The sequence below is a fragment of the Rhodoferax lithotrophicus genome (genome assembly GCF_019973615.1).
Lineage (GTDB): Bacteria > Pseudomonadota > Gammaproteobacteria > Burkholderiales > Burkholderiaceae_C > Rhodoferax > Rhodoferax lithotrophicus.
The window spans coordinates 2799717-2822925 of sequence record NZ_AP024238.1; the positions used below are offsets into that span (position 1 = coordinate 2799717).

Below are 23209 nucleotides of genomic sequence, written 5' to 3' on the forward strand. Positions count from 1 at the left end.
GCAAAAACGTTTCTTCTCCCGCCAAAAAAACAAATTAAACAGTTATTTTTTACTGTTTTACAGTAAACTCTTCATCCTTGACGATACTTCCAAGGATGCAACATGGCGACTGCAAGCGGTGATTTTTCTCCGGCTCACGGAGCGGTTTTGGGCAACGCTAAAACCAAGTTGTTCTGGTTGGCGCAGTTGTTGCGGGTGCTGAGCGGCTCTTACGCCGCCTGGGTGCTGGTGCGCATTGTTCAGTGGTGGACCGACTCCGAGCGGGTGCTCAAAAACATGGGCTTGTTCCTGGCGAAGGATCTGTCTGGCCTGCCTGCCAGTGCCCGCCTGCTGGCCATGGCAATGGACTTGGCGGCCTGGCTGTTGCTGCTGGCGGCCGTGGTGTGCTGCTGGAAATCTTTGACATACCTGCTCAAGGAGCACACGTTTTCTCACCCGATGGCGCGGCGGCTCACCTGGGCGGGCTGGCTGGGGGCGCTGTGCCAGGGGCTCACGCTGCTGATCCGCCCGCTGCAAAGTGCACTGATGACGGCCCATTTGCCAGCGACCGAACAGGTCTTCAAATGGGCCTTTTACCCGCAAGACCTGCTCGGCAGCATGCTGTGTGGCGTGATCCTGTGTTTTGCCTACCTGATCACTTGGGCGGTGGACGTTGCCGAAGAAAACCGGGGGTTTGTCTGATGCCGATCATCGTCAACCTGGATGTGATGCTGGCGCGGCGCAAGATGCGCTCGCGCGATCTGGCCGCCGCAGTCGGCATCACCGAACAAAACATTTCGCTGCTGAAATCCGGCAAGGTCAAGGGCGTGCGCTTTGACACGCTGGAACGCATTTGCGCCGTGCTCGACTGCCAGCCCGGCGACATTCTGGAATTTCACTCTGCCCCACCCGCCGCACCATGAGCCTCAAAACCCTCCTCACCCTGCTGTTGACCCTGGCTCTGGCCGCTTGCAGCACCCCCGCCGTTCACCCGAGTTTGCAGGCTACCGCAAGCGGTGCACCAACGCTGCCAGCGCTGATGCCCGTGCGCCAATACGTGGCTGATTGGGACGGCAACGGGCTTTACCAGATTTCACCTGACGGCAAGCAATTGATGTGGATGGCGCGCAAGGGCCTGGGTCCTGGCCTGTTTGTCAAAAACCTGCAGACCGGACAGGTACAAAGCCTGAGCACACGGGCCTACCCGCTGTGGGCGCAAGACAGCCGCCATATTCTGTTGATGGCCGACCACGCGGGGGACGAAAACACCCACATCTTCCAACTCGACAGCGTTGACCTGAGCGCACCGGCCAAAGACCTGACCCCGTTTCCCGGCTCCACCTCGGGCCTGCAAACCCGTATCAAAGACAGCGCCGACTTGCTGATCACCAACAACCGGCGCGACCCCAAGGTGTTTGACCTGTACCACTACACCCACGCCACCGGCAAACTCAAGCTGCTGGCGCAAAACCCGGGTGATGTGGCCATCTGGCTGACCAATGCGCAAGGCCAACTGCTCGGGCGGGTGCGCAAACAAGAGGCCTTGTGGGTTTATGAAAAATACACCCCCGCCGCCGGCCCAAACTGGCAAGCCCTGTTCAGCCTGAGCTACTTTGACACCGTGCACCCGCTTGAGGTGGGGACGGACAACACGTTCGTCTGGGCCTTGTCCAACCGGGGCCGCGACAAGCTGGCGCTGGTCAAAATTGACCTCAGCAGCGGACAAGAAGACGTGGTGTACGCCGACCCCCGTGTGGACATCAGCCAGGCCACCATCAGCCACGCAACCGGTCAACCGCTGTTGCTGACGCTGGACCCCGATTACCAGGAACGCAAGGCTTTCGACCTGCGCCTGCAAGCGGCTTTGCATCGCCTCCAAACCCAACACCCGGGCCATCTGCGCCTGCAGCTCACCAGCATCAGCCGGGACGGCCAGCTGATCACCGCCACCGTCACCACCGAACACGCTGGCCAACACATTTTGCTGAACCTCGGCACTGGCGACATCACCGTGCTGGGTGAATCCTCACGCAGCCGCATGCAAGCCCTCAGCCCGCTGCCGCAGCAAACGCCCTTGGCCTTTCAGAGCCGCGACGGCCTGCCCCTGCACGCCTACCTGACACTGCCCGCCGATGTACCCAGCAAGCACCTGCCCACCGTGCTGTATGTGCACGGCGGCCCCTGGGCGCGGGACATGTGGAACGATGGCGACCCCATGCCCGCCTTTCTGGCCAACCGGGGCTACGCCGTGCTGCAGGTGAACTACCGTGGCTCCAGCGGCTACGGCCGTGCCTTTCAGGAAGCCGCCCAGGGCCAGTTTGCCGCCAAGATGCACGATGACCTGCTGGACGGCCTGGATGAGCTGATCCGCCAAGGCACCACCGACCCGGCCAAGGTGGCCATCATGGGCGCGAGTTACGGCGGTTATGCCAGCCTGGTCGGCATGACATTCACCCCCGAGCGCTTTGCCTGCGGCATCAGCCTGGTGGGCATGTCTGACCTGGCCAGTCTGATTGAGAACGCACCACCGTACTGGGCGCTGACCAAACCCTGGTGGATCCGCTACGTGGGCGACCCGGCCAAGCCCCAAGACCGCGCCAGCATGGACAGCCAATCTCCCCTGTACCGCGCCAAAGATGTGCGCCAGCCGCTATTGATTTTGCATGGCGCGAATGACCCGCGCGTCAAACTTGACCAGTCCACCCGCATGGTGCAGGCGCTGCGCGATGCGGGCAAAGAGGTCGACTTTGTGCTGTTCAAAGGGGCCGGCCACGGCAACCAGAAGTGGAGTGACAACCTGCGCTACTACCGCAAAACCGAAGACTTTCTGGGCCGCTGCCTGGGCGGTCGCAGCAGCGGATTCGATTGGTTTGAGCTGGGCAGCTGGGCGTTTTGAGAGGACTGATGGCGGCGAGCTTGAGACGGGTGTAAGCTAAACCGGTCACTGAAACCGCTTTTTCAGAAATGGAAATCTCATGATCGACCTTGTTTCCTATGCCACATTTATCGCCGCATGCACTGCGCTCATTCTTGTGCCGGGCCCTGCACAAGCCCTGGTATTGGCCAATACCTTGGTAGGCGGGCGCAGTGCCGGTGCACTGACTGCGATTGGACTCAACATCGGCACGCTATTCCATGCCATGGCTGCGGCACTGGGTTTGTCGGCCATGCTGGCCAGTTCTGCGCTGGCATTTGCCGTGGTGAAGTACATCGGAGCCGCCTACCTGGTGTACCTGGGAATTCAGGCATTACGCGCCAAGCCGCAGCCTACCCCGGCTGCAGGCACCGCGCACTTGTCGCCATCACCACTCACTCAAGCCATGCTGTCGGGCATTTTGAACCCCAAAGTGGCCCTCTTCTTCCTGGCTTTCCTGCCCCAGTTTGTAGACCCAGGCCGTGGCTCGGTGATGAGCCAATTCCTCCTTCTAGGGGCCACCATGGCCGTGCTCGACACACTCTATGAACTGGCACTCGTCGCCACGTTTCTCCGCATGCGCAAGCGCCTGTTGAGCAACAGCCGTTTTTTGGCCTGTCAGTCCAAATTGTCAGGCGGCATCCTGATCGCACTCGGATTGCGCCTGGCCATCCAGGAACGCTAATCGCGCTCAAACTGCACCGGTTGATGCACCGGGTTCAGGAAATCTATTTTTCATGTATCAAAATAAGCCTCTAGCCATTGTTTTACCTGCGTAAGCAGCTATCAATAAACCAGCAATTACCCACCACAAACGCCCTGCCCCAGCGTTGTGGCAGGTATGCAGGGCGGTGATTCAAGCCATTTCCAGAGCCGCATGCAGCCCGCCTTTCAAGGCTGCCTGAGCAGGTTTATTCGACCCGGCGGATGGTGACGGGTTTGAAGCCCAGGTCGGCCAGCTTGCCCTTGCGCGCCCGGGCGCTGCGGGCGTTGTTGAGGCTGCGGATTTCCAGGGTTTCGTCGCGCTCTTTGCCACCGCGACCGATGCCGTCAATACGCACGCTGCGGGTGTAGGCGGCGGCTCCGGCCAGGCTGTCTTTGTCTTCCAGATCGAGCAACATCAGGCCACGGCCACCGTTGGCCATGGTTTTGAGTTCGCTGATTTCGAAAGTCAGAATCCGCCCGCCGGTGGAGGCGCAGGCCACATGGGTGGCAGCAGGCACGCCGGTGGCGGCATTGACCACCAGCGAGGGTTGGCACAGGGTTTCGCCTTCGTTGATGGTGACAAAGGCCTTGCCGGCTTTTTGCCGCGAGATCATGTTGGCCACGGTGGCGGTGAAACCATAACCGGCCGAGCTCGACAGCAGCAGCGTGGCTTCCACCGGGCCGGCAAAGTAGGACAGCAGTTGGGTGCCGGCTTCCAGCTCGATCAGGCTGGTGATGGGCTGGCCGTCACCACGGCCGCCGGGCAGCAGCGAGACCGCCACCGAGTAGACCCGGCCATTGGAGCCAAAGGCCAGCAAGGTGTCGACGGTGCGACATTCGTAGGTGGCAAACAGCGCATCACCAGCCTTGAAGGCGTATTGCGGGGCCTCTGCCGCGCCTTGGCGGTCACGGCTGGCCCAGCCTTTTTGCGTGCGCACCCAGCCTTTTTGGCTGACCACCACAGTCACCGGTTCGTCCACCACCTTGATTTCTAGCACGGCTTTTTTCTCGGCCTGGATCAGGGTACGGCGCGCGTCCTGGAAGGTTTTGGCATCACCCTCGATCTCTTTGATCATCAGGCGGCGCAGGCTGCTGGGGTTGGCCAAGATGTCTTCCAGCTTGTGCTGTTCTTCACGCAGACCGGCCAACTCTTGTTCAATCTTGATGGCTTCCAGCCGGGCCAATTGGCGCAGGCGGATTTCCAGAATGTCTTCAGCCTGCCGCTCGGAGAGGTGGAAACGGGCAATCAGCGCGGCTTTGGGCTCGTCGCTTTGGCGGATGATGGCAATCACCTCGTCAATGTTGAGCAGCACCAGCGCCCTGCCCTCCAGGATGTGGATGCGATCGAGCACCTTGCCCAGACGGTGCCGGGTGCGCCGCTCGATGGTGCTTTGCCGGAAGGCAATCCACTCGGTGAACATCTGGCGCAGGGATTTTTGCGTGGGCCGACCATCAAGCCCGATCATGGTCAGGTTGATCGGGCTGGAGGTTTCCAGACTGGTGTGGGCCAGCAGGGTGTTGATCAGCTCTTGCTGGCCAATTTTGCTGGTTTTGGGTTCACACACCAGGCGCACGGCAGCGTCTTTGCTGGACTCGTCGCGCACGCCGTCCAGCACCGACAGCACGGTGGCCTTGAGCTGGTTTTGCTCCAGCGACAGGGCTTTTTTGCCGGCCTTGATTTTCGGGTTGGTGAGTTCCTCGATTTCTTCCAGCACGCGCTGGGTGCTGACACCGGGGGGCAGCTCGGTCACCACCAGTTGCCATTGGCCACGGGCGAGTTCTTCAATCTTCCAGCGAGCGCGGCATTTGAGCGAGCCACGGCCCGTGCGGTAAGCGTCGGCAATGTCGGTGGCGCTGCTGATGATTTGGCCACCGCCGGGGAAGTCCGGGCCGGGTACCAGGGCGTACAGCTCGTCATCGGTCAACTGAGGGGATTTGATCAGAGCGATGCAGGCATCGGCCACTTCGCGCAGGTTGTGGCTGGGGATTTCGGTGGCCAGGCCGACGGCAATGCCGCTGGCCCCGTTGAGCAGGGCAAACGGCAGGCGGGCGGGCAACTGGCTGGGCTCTTCAGTGCTGCCGTCGTAATTGGGCACAAAGTCAACCGTGCCTTCGTCAATTTCATCCAGCAGCAGGCTGGTGATTTTGGCCAAGCGGGCTTCGGTGTAGCGCATGGCGGCAGCGCCATCGCCGTCGCGCGAGCCAAAGTTGCCCTGGCCGTCCACCAGCGGGTAACGCAGCGAGAAGTCTTGCGCCATGCGCACCGCAGCGTCATACACAGAGGAGTCGCCGTGCGGGTGAAAACGGCCCAGCACATCACCGACTACCCGGGCACATTTGACCGGCTTGGCCCCGGTGTTGCCATTGGCCCCGCCAAAGCCCAGGCCCATGCGGCTCATGGCGTACAAAATGCGCCGCTGCACCGGTTTCTGGCCGTCACACACGTCGGGCAGCGCGCGACCCTTGACCACGCTCAAAGCGTATTCCAGGTAGGCGCGCTGGGCGTAGCTGGCCAGGTTGAGCTCGTCGTCGGGCTGGTCGCGCTCGGGTGGCGCAGGGAAATCGATCATCGGTTGGTCAGTCATGAAGGCACACAAAAAAACTAAAAACTAAAAATTGAAGATATCCACCGGTACCGGCTGCACCGGCATGGGGGGCAGGTTGCCACGGTTGACCGCGCCCCCCATGGTGACCCGGATGCGCCCATTGCCGGGCCTGATGTCCGCTTTGCGGCTCGCCAGTTGTGCCGGGGGTTTGAGCGCCAGATAAAGCTGCATGACGGTTTTGACGTAGCGCTGGGTTTCCTGAAAATTGGGAATGCGTCGGCCCGCCCGCATCACGGCGCCAACGCCAGCGTTGTAGGCAGCCAGCGCCAATTCCATTTCACCCGGAAAGAGTGCCAGCAAGTAGGCCAGGTAGCGGCTGCCAGCCTGGATGTTGATGTGCGGGTCGGTCAGCTTTTTCTCAATCGATGTTCTGGCATCCGCCTGAACACCAAAGCGCAAAGCCGTCTCGGGGGTCAGCTGCATCAGGCCAACAGCGCCTTTGGGTGACACCACCAGAGGGTCAAAGCCCGATTCGGTGGCAATAATGGCCTGGAGCAATTCCAGATCAATGCGCTGTTTTTGCGCGGCCTCACGCAAATGGTGTTTCACCGCCTTCACCTGTGGCGAAATTTCAAAATACGTCACCACGCGGGATGTTCCGGCAGGCGCAGTCGCAGGATTCTCTGCCCCGGTGGTCTGTCCCCCTGCGGATTCGCTGCCCGCTGCGTCGCGGAAAAACACCTCGTAACGCGCATCGATTTGGGTATTGGCAAAGTGGGCCCGCCCTGTTTCATCAATGAACGTCCACACATCGGCAACAGCCATCTGATTCAAAAACATGAGCATTACAAGCAGCAAAGACAAGCGCCAAAGGCTTGTTTTATGAAGATTGTTGATGCACATGGCCGGATTGACTCACGTCACACGTCCAGATCAACCGAGTCGCCATGCAATTCCATCAGCTCGCGGCGTGCACCGGCCTCACCCTTGCCCATCAGCTTGTTCATCAATTCGGCAGTCTGCAGCAAGTCCAGCGCACCCAGCTGCACCGGTAACAGACGACGGGTGTCAGGGTTCAGGGTGGTGTCCCACAATTGCTCGGCATTCATTTCGCCCAGGCCTTTGAAGCGGCTGATGGTCCAGGCCCCTTCGCGCACACCTTCCTTGCGCAGCTTGTCCAGAATGGCGGTCAACTCGCCTTCATCCAGGGCGTAGGACTTGGAGGCCGGTTTTTTGCCACGCGCCGGGGCATCGACCCGGAACAAGGGTGGGCGGGCGACAAACACGTGGCCGGCATCAATCAATTTGGGAAAGTGTTTGAAAAACAGGGTCAGCAGCAGCACCTGGATGTGCGAGCCGTCCACGTCCGCGTCGCTCAGAATGCAAATCTTGCCGTAGCGCAGGCCACTCAGGTCAGGCGTGTCGCTTGGGCCATGCGGGTCAACCCCGATGGCCACGGCAATGTCATGAATTTCGTTGTTGGCAAACAGGCGGTCGCGATCCACCTCCCAGGTGTTCAGCACTTTGCCGCGCAATGGCAGAATCGCCTGACTTTCCTTGTTGCGGCCCATTTTGGCGCTGCCACCGGCGGAGTCACCTTCGACCAGAAACACTTCGTTCTCAGATATGTCACGGCTTTCGCAGTCGGTCAACTTGCCGGGCAGCACGGCCACGCCGGAGCCTTTGCGCTTTTCAACTTTTTGACCGGCTTTTTGACGGCTCTGCGCGGCTTTGATGGCCATTTCGGCCAGCTTTTTGCCGTATTCCACATTCTGGTTCAGCCACAGCTCCAGGGCCGGGCGAACAAAGCTGGAGACCAGCCGAACGGCATCACGCGAATTCAAACGTTCCTTGATTTGCCCCTGAAACTGCGGATCGAGCACTTTGGTGGACAAGACAAAGCTGGCCCGTGCAAACACATCGTCAGGCAGCAGCTTGACTCCTTTGGGCAGCAGAGAATGCAAGTCCACAAAACTTTTCACAGCGGTGAACAAGCCATCGCGCAAACCGGCCTCATGGGTACCCCCAGCGCTGGTGGGGATCAGGTTGACGTAACTTTCGCGTACCGGTTGCCCCTCGTCGGTAAAAGCCACACACCAAGCCGCGCCTTCGCCTTCGGCAAAGCTGTCGTTATGGGCATCGGCAAAACCGTCCCCTTCAAACAGGGGTATCACCGGATCAACCGGCAGAGTCTGCGTCAAATAGTCACGCAAGCCGCCTTTGAAGACCCAGGTTTGGGTCTCTTTGGTTTTCTCTTGCACCAGGGTCACCGTCACACCAGGCATCAACACGGCTTTGCTGCGCAACAGGTGCTCTAAAAGCGCCATGGGCCAGGTGAGTGATTCAAAGTATTGACCATCCGGCCAGACCCGCACCGTGGTGCCCGATTTGCGGTCGCCCTCGGCTGCGGGGCGCACCACCAGCGGCTCAATCACATCGCCACCGGCAAACACCAAGCGTGCCACCTGCCCTTCGCGGTAAGTGGTGGCTTCCAGGCGCAAGGCCAGGGCATTGGTGACGCTTACACCCACGCCGTGCAGTCCACCCGAGAAGCTGTAGGCACCGCCCTTGCCTTTGTCAAACTTGCCACCGGCATGGAGTTGCGTGAACACCAGTTCGATCACCGGGGCGTTTTCAGTGGGGTGCATGCCAAACGGGATGCCGCGGCCATCATCCTCGACCGTGATCGAGCCATCGGCGTGAACAATCACCTTGATTTTTTTGCCATGCCCGGCCAGGGCTTCGTCTGCCGCGTTGTCCAGCACTTCCTGGATGATGTGGGCCGGGTTGTCGGTACGGGTGTACATGCCCGGGCGTTGCTTGACGGGCTCCAGTCCTTTCAGGACGCGAATGGAACCTTCGGAGTATTCGGAGTTGGGTTTGGTAGCCATAGCGGCGCATTGTAATCAGGTAGGCCTCAAACAGCTGTATTAAAAACCAGTATCCAACTGGAATTAATTGACTTGAACACGGTGATAAGACGATTCGTTATATTCCCTACATGACACATCGACCTCATTCACTTTCCATCCAGCAGGTTTTGATCTGCGGCGCAGCCATTGTGACCCTGTCCATGGGCATTCGACACGGTTTTGGCTTGTGGCTTCAGCCCATCACACAAGCGCAGAACTGGAGTCGCGAAACATTCGCGTTCGCCATTGCCATTCAAAATCTGGTGTGGGGGGTTTCCGGTATTTTTGCTGGCATGCTGGCAGATCGTTTTGGTGCTTTCCGGGTGATTCTGACTGGCTCCATTTTGTACGCCATGGGCTTGATTGGCATGGCCTACGCCACATCTGCACTCGTGTTCTCACTAACCGCTGGCGGCTTGATTGGCATGGCGCAGGCGGGCACCACTTATGCCATCGTTTACGGCGTGATTGGGCGCAATATCAGCGCCAACAGGCGCTCATGGGCGATGGGCATTGCTGCTGCGGCGGGTTCATTTGGCCAATTTTTAATGGTGCCTACAGAAGGTTTCTTGATCAACAACATCGGCTGGCAACAGGCTTTGGTGGCATTGGCCGCGGCGGCCTTGCTGATGATTCCTTTGGCCAGAGGACTGCGTGAACCTCATTTTCGTGACGGTGCCGGACATTTCAGGGATCAATCGATCATGCAGGCACTTCAGGAGGCCTTCCCATACCGCAGCTTTCAGTTACTGATGGCAGGCTATTTTGTCTGTGGTTTTCAGGTGGTATTTATCGGCGTACACATGCCAAGCTACTTAAAAGACCAGGGCCTTGCGCCCCAAGTGGCCAGTTATTCACTGGCGCTGATTGGTTTGTTTAATGTATTGGGTACATACGCTTCCGGCCTGCTGGGTCAAAAGGTCGAAAAGAAATTTATCCTGGCCTTCATTTACCTTGCTCGCGCAGTTGTGATCAGCGTGTTTTTGGTCGTGCCTTTGACCCCCATGAGTGTGTATGTGTTTTCTGCCGTGATGGGGTTGTTGTGGTTGTCCACCGTGCCTCCGACCAATGCAGCTGTAGCTCAGATTTTTGGTGTGGCGCATTTATCGATGTTAAGTGGCTTTGTGTTTTTCAGCCATCAAATCGGTTCATTTCTAGGTGTCTGGCTGGGTGGTTTTTTGTATGACCGCACCGGTAGCTATGATCTGGTTTGGTATATCGCCATTGGACTGGGGGTGTTGGCAGCTTTGCTGAATTTGCCCATCAAAGAAGCTGCCTTGGTGCGCACACCTGTTCAACAAGGTGTTTGAAACATGAAGCATCACCATAAGTCGATGTGGTACTTGGTCTTGGCTTGTACCTTGGCATTGGTATTTGCCATGTACACGCGGCCTGACTTCATGTTGACGCTGGCCAATCAGGTGTGGGGGTGTTTTTGATGGATGTGCATCAGCATCATCTTGCGAGCGAACCCTCTGCCTGGGTGAAACGCTGGACACACTTGTTGCCCGGCGGTGCCAGCGTTCTCGACATCGCTTGCGGCCATGGCCGACATATGAAATGGTTGACCGGGCAAGGCTGCCACTGTGTAGGTATTGATCGCTCAACGCAAGCGATTGAGTCGGCTAGCAGGTACGGTACAGCGTTACAGGCCGATATTGAAAACGGACCATGGCCATTCAGTTGCGAAGGCGAGCCACAAACATTTGATGCGGTCATCGTGACCAACTATCTCTGGCGACCTTTGTTTCCAACCCTGTTGGCAAGCCTGGCGCCTGGCGGTTTGCTGCTGTATGAAACTTTTGCCCATGGTAATGAAACTGTTGGCAAACCCTCTCGCCCCGATTTTTTGTTAAAACCAGCAGAGTTGCTGCAATGGTGCCAAAACTTTCAGGTGATTGCTTTTGAAGATGGTTTTCTGGCTCGCCCCGCACGTTTTGTGCAACGCATTGCGGCCATTAAGCCTATAGCCACGACAGAATCAGGACAGATACCGGAACGCCACCTACTCTCGCTAGAATAATCAGTTACTTTCTTCACCAGAACTCAAGATGACACTTCCTCAGCGCATCCTTACCGGCAGCATCGTTGCCTTGGTTACCCCCATGCTTGCCGATGGCAGCGTAGACTACGCCGCCTTGCGAAAGTTGATCGACTGGCACGTAGCCGAAGGCACTGATTGCGTAGGTGTTGTCGGCACCACGGGTGAATCACCTACGGTCAGCGTCACGGAACACTGTGAAATCATCAGGGTTGCGGTTGAGCAGGCAGCAGGACGTATACCGATCATGGCAGGCTGCGGCTCCAACTGCACAGCTGAAGCCATTGAACTGGCTAAATTCGCCAAAAAAGTGGGGGCAGACAGCCAACTTCAGGTTGTTCCCTATTACAACAAGCCCACACAAGAAGGTCAGTACCAACACTTCAAAGCGATTGCTGAAGCGGTAGAACTGCCCTTGATTTTGTACAACGTGCCAGGACGCTCGGTGGCGGATATGGCAGTCGAAACGGTCTTGCGTCTGGCAGAAGTGCCAGGCATTGTGGGCATCAAGGAAGCTACCGGCAACATTGACCGCGCTCAGTGGCTCATCAAACAAGCACCGGAAAACTTTGCGATTTATTCGGGTGATGACCCCACTGCGGTCGCGCTGATGCTGTGTGGTGGTCATGGCAATATCAGTGTGACTGCGAATGTAGCGCCACGACTGATGCATGAACTGTGCATGGCGGCTCTGGCTGGTGATGTCAAACGCGCCATGGATATCCAGTTTAAATTGATGCCCCTGCACAAAAATTTGTTTGTGGAGGCCAACCCTATTCCGGTCAAGTGGGCTGTCGCTCGCATGAACCTGTGCGGCGGCACCATGCGTTTGCCTTTAACCGAATTGACATCGGCCAATGAGCCTGTGGTTGAAGCTGCCATGCAGGCTGTTGGCCTGATTTGAGCCCGACGCTGTTCTGAATATTGACCCAAAGGACTTTCGTGAATCATTTTTCCAAACTTGCACTTCTTGGCTTGAGCCTTACTCTGGGAGCCTGCTCGGTTCTGCAGGGTGACAAAGTGGATTACAAAAGTGCGGGGAAAGCCCCACCGCTGGATATTCCCCCGGATTTAACCCAACTTTCCCGCGAAACACGATACGCGGCCCCCGGCGCGCCAGTGACTGCATCAAGCTTTCAGCTTGGTCAAACCAGCGTTCAGACAACGCCAACCGCCGTAACAGCCTTGGGCGATGTTCGAATTGAACGGGCAGGCAATCAGCGTTGGCTGGTGATTGATCGCCCGGCAGACAAGCTATGGGAACCAGTCAAGGACTTCTGGCAAGAGAACGGTTTTTTGCTGGCTATGGATCAAGCCAATCTGGGCATTATGGAAACCGACTGGGCTGAAAATCGGGCCAAGATTCCCCAGGATATCATTCGCAGCACCATCGGCAAGGTATTTGACTCCTTGTACTCCACGGGTGAACGCGACAAATTCCGCACGCGACTGGAACGTAACGCCAATGGCGGTACAGATATCTTCATCAGCCATCGAGGCATGATGGAGGTCTACAGTAGCGCCAGTAAAGACCAAACCGTTTGGCAACCACGTGCCGCAGATCCAGAGCTCGAAGCTGAATTTTTGCGTCGTTTGATGGTGAAACTTGGTGTGACTCAAGAGCAATCCAAAGTCATCGTGGCTGCAGGTGTGGCTCAAAATGGTGCAAAAATCAGCCAGGTGAATGGCCAGCCAGTGGTTCAGATTGAGGATGGTTTTGACCGTGCTTGGCGTCGCGTCGGCTTGTCTCTGGATCGAACCAACTTCACCGTTGAAGACCGTGACCGCAGTAAAGGCATTTACTTTGTGCGTTATGTAGCTTCTGTGGCGGACAAGGCTGAACCAGGGTTCTTCAGCAATTTGTTCAGCTCATCTCCCAAAGACAATGCTCCCCAAAAATTCCGTATCGCAGTGCTGAGTCAAGGTAATCTCACGACGGTTTCTGTACAAAATGCAGATGGCTCGACTGCACCTGCTGAACAAGCCCGGCGCATTGTTCAGGTGATTGCAGACGATCTGAAATAAAACAACATCAGGCGGCGTAAAACCTTTACCTGCCTGATGAGAACCGGGTTCCGGCCTGCTTGATTCCCCAGAGCAACTCCACGAGAGCCGGATTATTGAGCAGTGGCTCACCCAACAAAATGAGCCAATATCCCGTGCCATCAACCCAAAATGGCACAAAAGAGTGATCTGGCAACAAAAACTCAGGATCCGAGTGAAAAGCCACGTAGCCGGAAGCGCCGCGCCAGCCGCGTTTAGCTTGACGCAATGCAAATTCTGAAAAATCTGCAGCTGCAGCACTGAGAACATCGGCCTCATCCTGAGTTAAGCCACTGCGACCCAAGCAAAACCCCTCTTGCGAAGCCAGTACCGCTCGGCGCTCGGCAGATAGCGACGCAATAACGTGTTGCAAAAAGTCATCCAGTTTGGCATCGGGCCCTTGTAATGGGCGTGGCAGGGCTTGCACCCAACCTTGGACTTGCATTTCGGCAATTTGCACTGCATCCAACTCTCCAAGTTGCATCCAATTGGCCTGTTCCAGTGCACACTCCCCTGTGAGCAAAATCTGCATCGAAAGAGCAGTGGTGTCAGGCTTGATCGAACCAAAAGCGCGCAAGACACCTGAGGGTGTCAACATGAACCAGTCAGATGTTGGGTGTGTCATGATGTTTCAAGAAAAATTAAAAATGAATGCAGAGAATGGCGAAAACAACCTAGTTGTCTGTTTTCGACATCCTTAGTCCCGCTGAAATTTCATGCAAAAAGGTATACATATCCTTAAACGCCATGCCCAGTCGGTGCGCCCGTTCTTCAGCCTCACTTGCTTCCAGTGCGCGAACAGAAACTGCTGCCGCCAATGCACTGCTATCACACACACGTGCAATCACCGGTAAGGGCGTGTTGGTCGCCACCCAAGCTTCCTCAGGGTTCACAATAAGAGAGTTTTGAACGGTAAAACGCATCTCAAAAGGAATCCGGGTTTGGATTCCATTCAGCATTTGCCGCAACAAGGTGTATCTCTCAAGCGGAGCAAGTGCCAATTGAGCAGCCAAAATATCTGGACTTAATGTCGGCGCAGAAGGTGATCCAGCATGCTTGAGCTGTCTCGTTGGATGCACATCCGCCCCCACCGTCTTGACAGGTACAGCTGACTTGTTGCGTAGCGATGTGGTCGAATGTGGGGTGTTTTGGGCGTGGGCCGCAAACTGAGCCAACACCTCGCGCATACGATGAGCCCCATAGGGCTTGCCTAACCATATCCATTGAGGCATAGGCAAAGCGGCCATCAACTTTGCCCAAGTGTGATCCTGCGCAGAAACCAGTAATACTGCAAAATTCTGACCCACAAGCTGCCTCAACTGAGCCAAATTGGCATCATTTCCTTGAGCCCAACCATGTGCTGCCATGTCTACTACCAAAATGTCGGCATTGATACGTTGATCGGCATGCGTCGCCAACATATGTTCCCAGGTCCACCCCGTCATGGATTTTTGCATGAACATGTCAAAAGCTATGGCATCTCTAGACGGCATGCCCAGCACTGTCAATTTCATGTCAACTCCATGGATTGCTCCAACTGTTTACTGGTCAGATCCCACTCAGGAGGAAGGCTCGCCCCCAAACGTAACATGGCCCGGCGTGCCAACATGAAAGCCAAATTGTCATGACAGGTGACACAGTGATGCAAAAAGGCTTGTAAGGATTTTTGGTCATCGCGCTCAATAGCGGCAATAGCTTGAGCGGCCAATAACCGGGAATCATCAACACTACACCGCCTTGCACGTGTGGAAATATCGGCAGAAGATGTTGCAAGAACACTCCATCGAGTAGCCAATGGTGTGATTGAATAAAGCGCTGGGGCATCTACCTGGGACTCAAACCAACGCAACACATGCTCTGACAAACGGTCTCGCACCAATTCAAGTCCGGCGCGTTTTAGCACCGATTGCGATTCACCAAAAGCAACAAACATGTCAGCCAATGCCCCTTGGGCTGGCTCAGCCCCAGTTAAAGCCAAAGCTGCATGCAAGCGACCCAAATGAGCGCTGACATTGCTGGTCTCGCGCATGATGCTGCGTGCATGACGGCGCAATTCCTTGCGCATCGTCTCCATACTATTAAATACAGGTGTAGTCACTTGCTCACACCTCAATCTAACAAGGTGTCCATCAAGTCAATCATGAACTCCGCCTGCTCTTGTGACATGACTTCAAATCCATGAGGAAAACCAAGCGCATCCAGAAGCTCAACATCACCCTGTATTTGACCAATGCCCAAAAATGCTTTTTCAATAGCAGCAAGATCGCCAGCCAAACGCGGATGAGCTAGAAGCACATGGGAAATATCGTGAATGGCGCTCTCAACCAGCACACGCAGATGGCTACGCGTCAACTTTGTCAAGGAGGCATATGCATCCGCCAGAAAAAAAGCAGCTTCCACCTCGCCTTTGATTGCTTTACGGGCCGCAGCTTGGTAACTGTCAACATGAACCCATTCAATATGAGACTCCGCCAGATCAGCAGGTTCCAGCAAGCGCAAACCGATTAATTTCACATCCCTGTTTTCAGTTAATGCAATACGACAACCAGGTCGCAAATCCTCCACTGTCGCTACACCAGACTCGGAACCTGTCGCAATAACCATTTCATCAAAACGCTGTGCCGGACGAGCAAAGGGGACATAACCTTGAGTACGAATCATATCCACCGCATCAAAAGGATTGGCGTACACCAAGTCGGCTTGACCAGTTGCCATGACTTCAGATTGCTCGTGAGCAGTAGCAGGGGTCACCAAGTGAAGGTGAACGCCTGAGCGCCGTTGCAAAGCAGTATTGAGCATATGCCAGCCCGCAAAACGCTCTGGAGAAAAATCGGGGGCAATCAAAAAAGTGATTGTCATGATACAGATCTTTCCTGATCAAGCCACTGCTTATACAGAGGTATTAATTCATTGATACGGGTTCGAGAAGGTTTGCGACGTACTGAGGTATAACCCACAATAACACCGTTACGAATATTGGGCACGGCAGTGGCGTATACCCAATAATAGAAGCCATCTTTTCGCAGATTTTTCACGTAACCGTGCCATTTTTTACCCGCTGCCACATCATCCCAAAGTCCTTTGAACGCAACTTTGGGCATGTCTGGGTGGCGGAGGATATGGTGTGGTGCACCGATTAACTCATCCCGAGAGTAGCCACTCATTTCCACAAAAGCATCATTCGCATGGGTAATGATGCCATTTAGATCGGTGCTTGATACGATTAACCGTCCTTGCGGAAACGGTACCTCAAGATCAGTTACATAAACAATGCGAGAAGAACCATCGAAATAAGTTAGTCTGCTTTGTTTTGAAGGCTCAGCAGGTTGAGCCATATCGGTAAGCCTCATGAAGAACCCCGTTAAATCAATTTGGACAGCGTCTCAGCAGCACGCTTGATGTCCAGAAAAATGAGGCCCAATTTTGCATTGGACTTGGCGAGTACAGTCAATACTGCTTCAGGACCGGCTGAACTCATGATGACGTAGCCACGTTCGCCTTGAATCAACACACGTTCTAACGAACCCCGCGCCAATTCACGTGCAGTACGCTCACCCAAAGATAGCAAAGCGGCAGACATCGCGCCAATCCGATCCTCATCCATACCATGAGGCAGTGCTGATGCGATCATCAGTCCATCGGTAGAAATCAAAGCTGAGGCTTCAATGTCCGCCGTAGAACCATTAAGGTCCTCCAGCGATTGTTGAAACATATCTGTTCGCATAGTCACATCCTTTACATAAAACCAATAAATTAGTACTCTTGAAAATTAAGCTCATGTTGATAAGCAACCCTCTTTTAGGCTGGACATCAACCATTCATCTGCCTTATTCAAGCCAACGCGTAAATTTCGTCACTGGTTCTCTCGGCGTATGTAATGAATTTACTTTATCTGCTTCTGCAGCATATCCCAAGGCCATCCCACAAAGAAGCATTTCATCAGTTCCTGCACCGATGTGCGGCAGGATGATACTGGTAAACCCATTCCAAGCTGCTTGAGGGCAAGTGTGCAATCCCCTGGCTCGTGCAGCGAGCATGACATTTTGCAAAAACATGCCCGTATCCAACATGGAACCACGGCCCATGATGCGGTCAATAGTGAACATCAAACCAACTGGTGCATCAAAAAATTGAAAATTCCGCTGATGCTGAAAATGCATTTTGTCCTTGTCACCCTTGCCAATATCCAATAAACCATACAGGCTCCAACCGTTTTCACGGCGCCTGTCAATGTACGGACTCACCCATTTTTCAGGATAGTAGTCATAAGCCTCCTGAAACTCGCTGATCAAGGCAGGGTTAGCTCGCAGGGCATTGTGGGCTGCGCAAACTTTGTCTACCAGTGTTTGCCTACTTTGCCCCTGCAAGACATAAACCTTCCAAGGCTGAGTATTGGTTCCCGATGGAGCCCGGCTGGCTACTTGCAAAATCTCTTGAATTGTCTCGCGAGGCACCTGCTGCTGGGTAAATGCTCGAATCGATCTGCGCGAAGTAATCGTTGCGTCTACAGCAGCGGTCACAACCGCTTGATCTATGGATTGAGTTTGGTTCATAAAAAATTTTCTAAAATACGTTTGAATACTTTGGGCAAAAGCACTGGGCGGCGCGAATGCCGATCCACATAGACATGAACAAAATGCCCTTTGGCTGCAGTTTGCATTTCACCTTGCGCAAACAGACCAACCTCATAACGTACGCTGGAATTTCCAATGTGTGCAACACGGATACCTGCCTCAATCAACTGAGGAAAAGTCAATGGCGCAAAGTAATTACATTGAGTTTCGATTACCAGGCCGATGGTGTCACCACGCGCCATGTCCAGCACACCTTGCTTGATCAGTTCAGCATTGACCGCAGTGTCAAACCAGCTGTAATAGACCACGTTGTTAACATGACCATACACATCATTGTCCATCCAGCGGGTGGTAATCGTTTGAAATAGCCGATAAGCGCTGCGAGGTTCGGGCTGTGGTTTGGCAGACAGCCCGCTTGTCATTTTTGGGTCACTCATGGTGAACCATTTTGCCAGCGTCATCACCACATGGCGCTGACATAAGGACAATTTACTGTTGACGATCTTTCATCAAATCACGCAAACGCTTGGGCGCGGGAACCAATGGTGTACGACTGCGCGTCCAGGCACCTTGTTCAGAGGGTGATAAGGATCTGCCTCGGCTCATGAACCAAGACGCTAACTTGTAAAGTCCAGACCTGCTATACACCTGCGACCACATACTCCACACCGCCGAAGCGGCTACTGTGCGCGCAGATCCGCTGCCGCGCAAGGTGGCTTCTTCAGTCTCAGGTTTGGCTTGCGCTTCATTTCGCAAGCGCACCAAAATGTCTGTAATAGGAATCTTGACTGGGCACACTTCGTTGCAAGCACCACATAGTGTCGAAGCAAAGGCTAACGGGTAAGTCATATCCAACCCCAGCATGTGTGGCGAGATAATGGCACCAATTGGCCCTGGGTAAGTAGTGCCATAAGCATGTCCACCAATACGCGCATAGACCGGGCAGTGGTTCATACAGGCACCACAGCGAATGCACTGCAAAGTAGCACGCAATTCGTCATCTGCATAGGCTTGGGTTCGTCCGTTGTCAAGCAAAATCAGATGAACCTCTTGCGGACCATCTTTCTCATCCACCTTACGTGGACCGCTGATCATGTTGACGTAGGTCGTTATGGACTGACCCGTTGCAGAACGCGTTAACAAGCTTAATAGCGGTGGCACATGCTCAAGCTTTTCGACTACTTTTTCAATACCTGTGATTGCAATATGTACCTTGGGTACCGTGGTGCACATCCGGCCATTGCCTTCATTTTCAACCAGACACAACGTACCCGTTTCGGCCACAGCAAAATTAACACCCGACAAACCGATATCTGCGTCTGCAAACTTGTGCCGCAATACCCGTCGACCAATTTGAATCAACGCATCCACGTCTTCGGTATAACTGACACCCGGTACTTCATCCGCAAACAACTGAGCAATTTCTTGCTTGGTTTTGTGAATCGCTGGCATGATGATGTGAGACGGGGCTTCACCTGCCAACTGCACAATATATTCGCCCATATCCGACTCAAAAGCTTCTATACCAGCTGCCGCCATGGCATGGTTAAAACCCACCTCTTCGCTTACCATGGATTTGCCTTTGATAATGCTTTTAGCTTGCACGCGCTGAGCAATACTCAAGGCAATTGCATTTGCTTCATCCGAGTTTTGTGCCCAATGTACCTGCACACCATTCGCAGTCAATTGAGTTTCAAGTTGCTCTAGCAAACGTGGCAAATTGGCCAAGCTATAACGTCTTATAGATGCGCCAAGTTCACGCAAACTTTGCAACTCATCCTCATCAGTGAATTGCGCGCGCCGTTTGGCTTGCAAAAAGTCCATTGCACCACGAAAGTTTTTACGTTGCCCTGGGTTGTCCAGCACCGCTTTACTGCGGGTTTTGAAAGCTTTGATCGACTGAATTTGAATTGCTTTGCTCATGCTGCACCCTTCAAAGTTTGACGCAACAGCACCACCAACTCTTTAGGCCCATGTGCACCATAGGCCAAGGTTTGCTGAATGTCTGCAGTTTTGGACGGTCCACATACCAGCAGGGCATTCGTTGGCATACCTTTTGCCCAACCTTCTGCCGTCATGGCTGCGTAAAAATCAGCGTAAATGGTGTCTACATCCAGCAACACAAAATGCGTGGAAGGCACCAACGACATCAAACGCGGCTCGCTAGGACTGGGCCAAAGAATCAGGCTACCGGTTTCAGCTAACGCACCACGCGCAAAGGTCAACGCCGAATCAACACCATCAAACAACAAGTCGCGCCAAGTATCGATTGGCTTGTCATAAGAAATTAGCTGCAAACCACCTGTTTGACAAGACTGCAACGCAAATCCATGTGGCGTATTCGATCCGATCAGCAATTGACGTAAACCTTTGCAAGATGCCACATGAAGTAATACATCAGTCCAATTGGCATGCGTCACTTCATGTATCTCTGTGTGCACAGCCTCAAGAGCCGCCCGCAAGCGTTCAGTCCGCTGCACGATACCCTCACTACGTTGATGCACTTTGAACCAGTTGGCGACATCCGGTAAATCAGGATAAACAGATACCTTAGATTGCAGCAAGCGAGCCAAAATATGTTCACGAGCACTCATACTGGCCCCCCGTGGGTACGCTGCCACAAGAAAGTAGCCAAATGCTCGCCCGGCAAACTTGGCACTTGACAACCCGCCAACTCATCTTGTTTGGCTGAACGACCCGTAATATTGAGCAAGCACCCACAATCCGCGCTGACCACACATGAAGCTCCTGTGGCTTTAATAGCGGCCACTTTATCAGTTGCAATCGCTTCTGAAATATCAGGATAGAGCAAGGCAAAGGTACCACCAAAACCACAACACTCATCGATCCGCACCTGCTCTTTCACTTGCACATTTTCCAGACTATCCAACAGCGCAGCACTGGTGTCATGCACACCCATTTGACGACGTGCATGACATGAGGTGTGCAAAGCTATCGTGCAAGGCGTGCCTTGGTCTCTGTGACTGAAGTGAACCACGTGAACCAGAAACTCACTTAACTCATATACCCGATTAGACAATGCCACCGCTTTGGCATACAGTTCAGGGTCATGGGCAAACAAGTGTGGGTAGTGACTGCGTATCATGCCGCCACAAGAGCCCGAAGGCACCACAACAGGCCATGGCTCGACAAACAAATTCAGTTGAGCCAAAGCGACTGAACGTGCTTCACTTGGGTAACCACTACTGTGTGCAGGCTGACCACAACAGGTTTGTTGCCCAGGAAAATGAACACGAATACCCTCTCTCTCAAGCAGATTTACCGTATTCAAGCCTGCTTGCGGTGTGAATTGATCAATCAAGCAGGTTGAGAAAAGATACACATCAGAAGGCTTGGAGGGGTAATTGCGTTTGAGAAAGCCATGTGAAGTCATCGAGCATCTCCTATTTTTAGGATCTAGAAACGGGCATTGTGAGCACAATAAAGACCACTCTATGTGAAATTCATCTTAGATGACTTGTCAAATTTTCAATCTCCAGCTACTTTTCAACAGTACAACTGCCAATGGAAAATATTTTTATATGAATTTGCTGCAATGCAACAAAAATAACTTGCAAAGTATCGGGATAACCCTATAATTCAAACCATGCTGCACTGCAACAACCGGCGAGTTCTTACGCAGTTACTGGGCAGATACCACTTTATTAACATCATGGAGTAATTGATATGCTGACCGTTGAACAAATCCTCGCTGCGCAAAAAGCCAATGTAGAAACCCTGTTGGGCCTTACATCCAAAGCTTTTGAAGGTGTAGAAAAAATTGTTGAACTGAATCTAAGCGCCTCCAAAGCAGCTTTGAGTGAAACTGGTGAGAACGCCAAAGCTTTGCTGAATGTTAAAGATGCACAAGAACTGATTGCACTGCAACAAAGCCTGTTGCAGCCCTTGGCTGAAAAAACTGCTGCATACAGCCGTCATCTGTACGAGATCGCCACAAGCACAAGCGGCGAGTTCACAAAGGCTTTGGAAAATCAAGCCAGTGAAGTGCAAGAAAAATTTACAGGTTTGATTGACTCTGCGACCCAAAATGCACCTGCAGGCACTGAATCAGCCGTCGCTGTAATGAAAAGTGCTGTAGCTGCAGCTAACAATGCACTCGAATCAGTTCAAAAAGCTGTCAAACAAGCCACTGATGTTGCAGAAGCCAATTTCAAAGCTGTGACAACAAACGCTTCCAGCGCCGTCAAACCTGCGGCCAAGAAACGTTAATTTCAAAGAAAATTCACCGTCTCGTATTTTTTTTGCAAAATTCAGGTGATTGACTCTAAAGTACAAGGGAAAACCCTGAGATACTCACCTACCTTTTATTGAAACCTTTGGTTTCTGCTGGTTGTCTCCTCGGGTCCTTTCGAAACCTTCAGGTTCAGGGATCCCTTCAGGGCTGATCGTAAGATCAGCCCTTTTTTTATCCATTTTTATCGACGCTTGGTCTGAATCGCATTACGCAGTTTGCCAAGCATGGATAGCATGGACTGGTACCCAGCCGTTATCGCTTCTTTCCTTGAAGAAAAACTGGTGCTGGACAAGCCTTGCAGCGAGGGCTTAACCACCACATCTGCATCACGAAGCTCAAACCTGTTGATGCTGCTTCCCATGATGGCGAAAGTCTTCATCAAAATTTGAAAAGAGTCTTGTGATGCATTCGCCTGAGGTGCTGCCGAAATATCGACCGCAATGATCACTTCAGCCCCCATTTGTCGTGCATAACTCACAGGAACAGGAGCCACCAAACCACCATCAACGTACTCATGCCCTGAGATGGACACCGGTTGAAAGACAGCAGGAATGGCACTTGATGCGCGTACTGCCATTGCCACATCACCACGTTGAAAAAGAATCCCCTGCCCACTTTGCAAATCTGTCGCAACAATGCCAAGACGTATCGGCAAATCCTGAATTTGCTTGGCATCCACCTGAGCCCGAATGAATCTGGCCAATGCTTCACCTTTGATAACTCCTGGTGTAAACAAAGGCAAGCGCCAGTCCGAAAATGAGGCCTCTTCCATTGAGAGAGCTATCCGCTGCAACTCAGTTCCACTTTTACCACTGGCATGGAGTGCGGCCACCACACTTCCAGCCGAAGTTCCCACAACCATGTCAATCGGTATACCAGACTCTTCAAGTGCCTGAATAACTCCAATGTGAGCAAAACCTCGTGCAGCACCCCCCCCCAACACCAGAGCGACCTTCGGTGCTTTAGGCGTAACAACAGCAACCTTGTCAACGGGATCATGCGGTCTGTTTTCCGTAGGAACACTCGAACAACCGACCAATAAAAAAGTCGCCAAAAAAATACAACATTGCCGATTCACCGATATTCCTTTTTTAAGATAAGCGACTTTTTATTTGTGATGAATCACTTCATTTTGCTAGATGACACATCTCGCCATGGACAATGAAGAAGCCAACAGATGGTTGCAATACATTAAAGTCGGGGGTGTTCCACAATGACATCTCTGTGTCATGCAGAGCCC

At 53.7% G+C, this 23209-nt stretch carries 25 protein-coding genes; 10 read left to right on the top strand and 15 right to left on the bottom strand.

Annotated features, from left to right (window positions below; translation table 11 throughout):
• Positions 1-102: 102 nt before the first annotated feature.
• The 4 genes from LDN84_RS12900 (at position 103) to LDN84_RS12915 (ending at position 3578) form a co-directional block, all read left to right on the top strand.
• Complete coding sequence (locus tag LDN84_RS12900; protein ID WP_223903861.1) at positions 103-681, top strand: hypothetical protein; 579 nt, start codon at positions 103-105, stop codon at positions 679-681.
• Complete coding sequence (locus LDN84_RS12905) at positions 681-902, top strand: helix-turn-helix domain-containing protein (protein ID WP_223903862.1); 222 nt, start codon at positions 681-683, stop codon at positions 900-902. The genes LDN84_RS12900 and LDN84_RS12905 overlap by 1 nt, the downstream gene beginning before the upstream one ends.
• Positions 899-2875, top strand: a complete 1977-nt coding sequence (locus LDN84_RS12910) for an alpha/beta fold hydrolase (RefSeq protein WP_223903863.1) — start codon at positions 899-901, stop codon at positions 2873-2875. The genes LDN84_RS12905 and LDN84_RS12910 overlap by 4 nt, the downstream gene beginning before the upstream one ends.
• Positions 2876-2954: 79 nt before the next feature.
• Positions 2955-3578: a LysE family translocator gene (locus LDN84_RS12915; protein ID WP_223903864.1), complete on the top strand. Its 624-nt coding sequence runs from the start codon at positions 2955-2957 to the stop codon at positions 3576-3578.
• Between the two features lie 226 nt (positions 3579-3804).
• Here LDN84_RS12915 and parC read toward each other — a convergent pair whose 3' ends face one another.
• The 3 genes from parC to LDN84_RS12930 form a co-directional block, all read right to left on the bottom strand.
• Positions 3805-6183: a DNA topoisomerase IV subunit A gene (gene parC, locus LDN84_RS12920; RefSeq protein ID WP_223903865.1), complete on the bottom strand. Its 2379-nt coding sequence runs from the start codon at positions 6181-6183 to the stop codon at positions 3805-3807.
• Positions 6184-6207: 24 nt separating this feature from the next.
• Positions 6208-6984 carry a lytic transglycosylase domain-containing protein gene (locus LDN84_RS12925; RefSeq protein ID WP_223903866.1) on the bottom strand — a complete coding sequence of 259 codons (777 nt, stop codon included), beginning with the start codon at positions 6982-6984 and terminating at the stop codon, positions 6208-6210.
• Between the two features lie 80 nt (positions 6985-7064).
• Complete coding sequence (locus LDN84_RS12930; RefSeq protein ID WP_223903867.1) at positions 7065-9035, bottom strand: DNA topoisomerase IV subunit B; 1971 nt, start codon at positions 9033-9035, stop codon at positions 7065-7067.
• A 110-nt stretch (positions 9036-9145) separates the two neighbouring features.
• On the opposite strand from LDN84_RS12930, the gene LDN84_RS12935 reads away from it, so the two are divergent.
• The 5 genes from LDN84_RS12935 to LDN84_RS12950 are packed head-to-tail and all read left to right on the top strand — an operon-like array spanning position 9146 to position 13122.
• Positions 9146-10366, top strand: coding sequence for an MFS transporter (locus tag LDN84_RS12935; protein ID WP_223903868.1), 1221 nt, complete (start codon positions 9146-9148; stop codon positions 10364-10366).
• A gap of 3 nt (positions 10367-10369) precedes the next feature.
• Positions 10370-10495 carry a hypothetical protein gene (locus LDN84_RS22925; RefSeq protein ID WP_255610554.1) on the top strand — a complete coding sequence of 42 codons (126 nt, stop codon included), beginning with the start codon at positions 10370-10372 and terminating at the stop codon, positions 10493-10495.
• The gene (locus LDN84_RS12940) at positions 10495-11079 is read left to right on the top strand and encodes a class I SAM-dependent methyltransferase (RefSeq protein ID WP_223912984.1); all 585 of its coding nucleotides are present in this window, start codon (positions 10495-10497) and stop codon (positions 11077-11079) included. Before LDN84_RS22925 ends, LDN84_RS12940 begins: the two co-directional genes overlap by 1 nt.
• Before the next feature lie 28 nt (positions 11080-11107).
• Complete coding sequence (dapA, locus tag LDN84_RS12945) at positions 11108-12001, top strand: 4-hydroxy-tetrahydrodipicolinate synthase (RefSeq protein WP_223903869.1); 894 nt, start codon at positions 11108-11110, stop codon at positions 11999-12001.
• 38 nt (positions 12002-12039) lie between these two features.
• On the top strand, positions 12040-13122 hold the full coding sequence (locus LDN84_RS12950; RefSeq protein ID WP_223903870.1) for an outer membrane protein assembly factor BamC: 1083 nt from the start codon (positions 12040-12042) through the stop codon (positions 13120-13122).
• A 25-nt stretch (positions 13123-13147) separates the two neighbouring features.
• On the opposite strand, the gene LDN84_RS12955 is transcribed toward LDN84_RS12950, so the two are convergent.
• From LDN84_RS12955 to LDN84_RS13005, 11 genes are all read right to left on the bottom strand, one after another.
• Entirely contained in the window at positions 13148-13765 is a 618-nt protein-coding gene (locus LDN84_RS12955) for a hypothetical protein (protein ID WP_223903871.1), read from the bottom strand.
• Between the two features lie 49 nt (positions 13766-13814).
• Positions 13815-14654 (bottom strand): hypothetical protein, encoded by an 840-nt coding sequence (locus tag LDN84_RS12960; protein WP_223903872.1) that lies wholly within the window; start codon positions 14652-14654, stop codon positions 13815-13817.
• The gene (locus LDN84_RS12965) at positions 14651-15238 is read right to left on the bottom strand and encodes a hypothetical protein (RefSeq protein WP_223903873.1); all 588 of its coding nucleotides are present in this window, start codon (positions 15236-15238) and stop codon (positions 14651-14653) included. The genes LDN84_RS12960 and LDN84_RS12965 overlap by 4 nt, the downstream gene beginning before the upstream one ends.
• 11 nt (positions 15239-15249) lie before the next feature.
• Positions 15250-15999, bottom strand: coding sequence for a phosphate/phosphite/phosphonate ABC transporter substrate-binding protein (locus LDN84_RS12970; protein WP_223903874.1), 750 nt, complete (start codon positions 15997-15999; stop codon positions 15250-15252).
• The gene (locus tag LDN84_RS12975; protein WP_223903875.1) at positions 15996-16490 is read right to left on the bottom strand and encodes a PAS domain-containing protein; all 495 of its coding nucleotides are present in this window, start codon (positions 16488-16490) and stop codon (positions 15996-15998) included. Before LDN84_RS12975 ends, LDN84_RS12970 begins: the two co-directional genes overlap by 4 nt.
• 11 nt (positions 16491-16501) lie before the next feature.
• Positions 16502-16864, bottom strand: a complete 363-nt coding sequence (locus LDN84_RS12980; RefSeq protein ID WP_223903876.1) for a roadblock/LC7 domain-containing protein — start codon at positions 16862-16864, stop codon at positions 16502-16504.
• 103 nt (positions 16865-16967) lie between these two features.
• On the bottom strand, positions 16968-17693 hold the full coding sequence (locus LDN84_RS12985) for a nitroreductase (protein ID WP_223903877.1): 726 nt from the start codon (positions 17691-17693) through the stop codon (positions 16968-16970).
• Positions 17690-18136, bottom strand: coding sequence for an acyl-CoA thioesterase (locus tag LDN84_RS12990; protein WP_435405949.1), 447 nt, complete (start codon positions 18134-18136; stop codon positions 17690-17692). The genes LDN84_RS12985 and LDN84_RS12990 overlap by 4 nt, the downstream gene beginning before the upstream one ends.
• A 67-nt stretch (positions 18137-18203) precedes the next feature.
• Positions 18204-19637: a LutB/LldF family L-lactate oxidation iron-sulfur protein gene (locus LDN84_RS12995; RefSeq protein ID WP_223903878.1), complete on the bottom strand. Its 1434-nt coding sequence runs from the start codon at positions 19635-19637 to the stop codon at positions 18204-18206.
• A complete protein-coding gene (locus LDN84_RS13000; RefSeq protein WP_223903879.1) occupies positions 19634-20308 on the bottom strand; it encodes a LutC/YkgG family protein in 675 nt (224 codons plus the stop codon). The genes LDN84_RS12995 and LDN84_RS13000 overlap by 4 nt, the downstream gene beginning before the upstream one ends.
• Entirely contained in the window at positions 20305-21108 is an 804-nt protein-coding gene (locus tag LDN84_RS13005) for a (Fe-S)-binding protein (protein WP_223903880.1), read from the bottom strand. Before LDN84_RS13005 ends, LDN84_RS13000 begins: the two co-directional genes overlap by 4 nt.
• Before the next feature lie 293 nt (positions 21109-21401).
• Between LDN84_RS13005 and phaP the strand changes: the two genes are divergently transcribed.
• Entirely contained in the window at positions 21402-21944 is a 543-nt protein-coding gene (gene phaP / locus LDN84_RS13010; RefSeq protein ID WP_223903881.1) for a phasin family protein, read from the top strand.
• A gap of 206 nt (positions 21945-22150) precedes the next feature.
• Here the strand turns inward: phaP and LDN84_RS13015 are convergent, their stop codons facing one another.
• Positions 22151-23023 (bottom strand): patatin-like phospholipase family protein, encoded by an 873-nt coding sequence (locus tag LDN84_RS13015; RefSeq protein ID WP_223903882.1) that lies wholly within the window; start codon positions 23021-23023, stop codon positions 22151-22153.
• Positions 23024-23209: the final 186 nt, after the last annotated feature.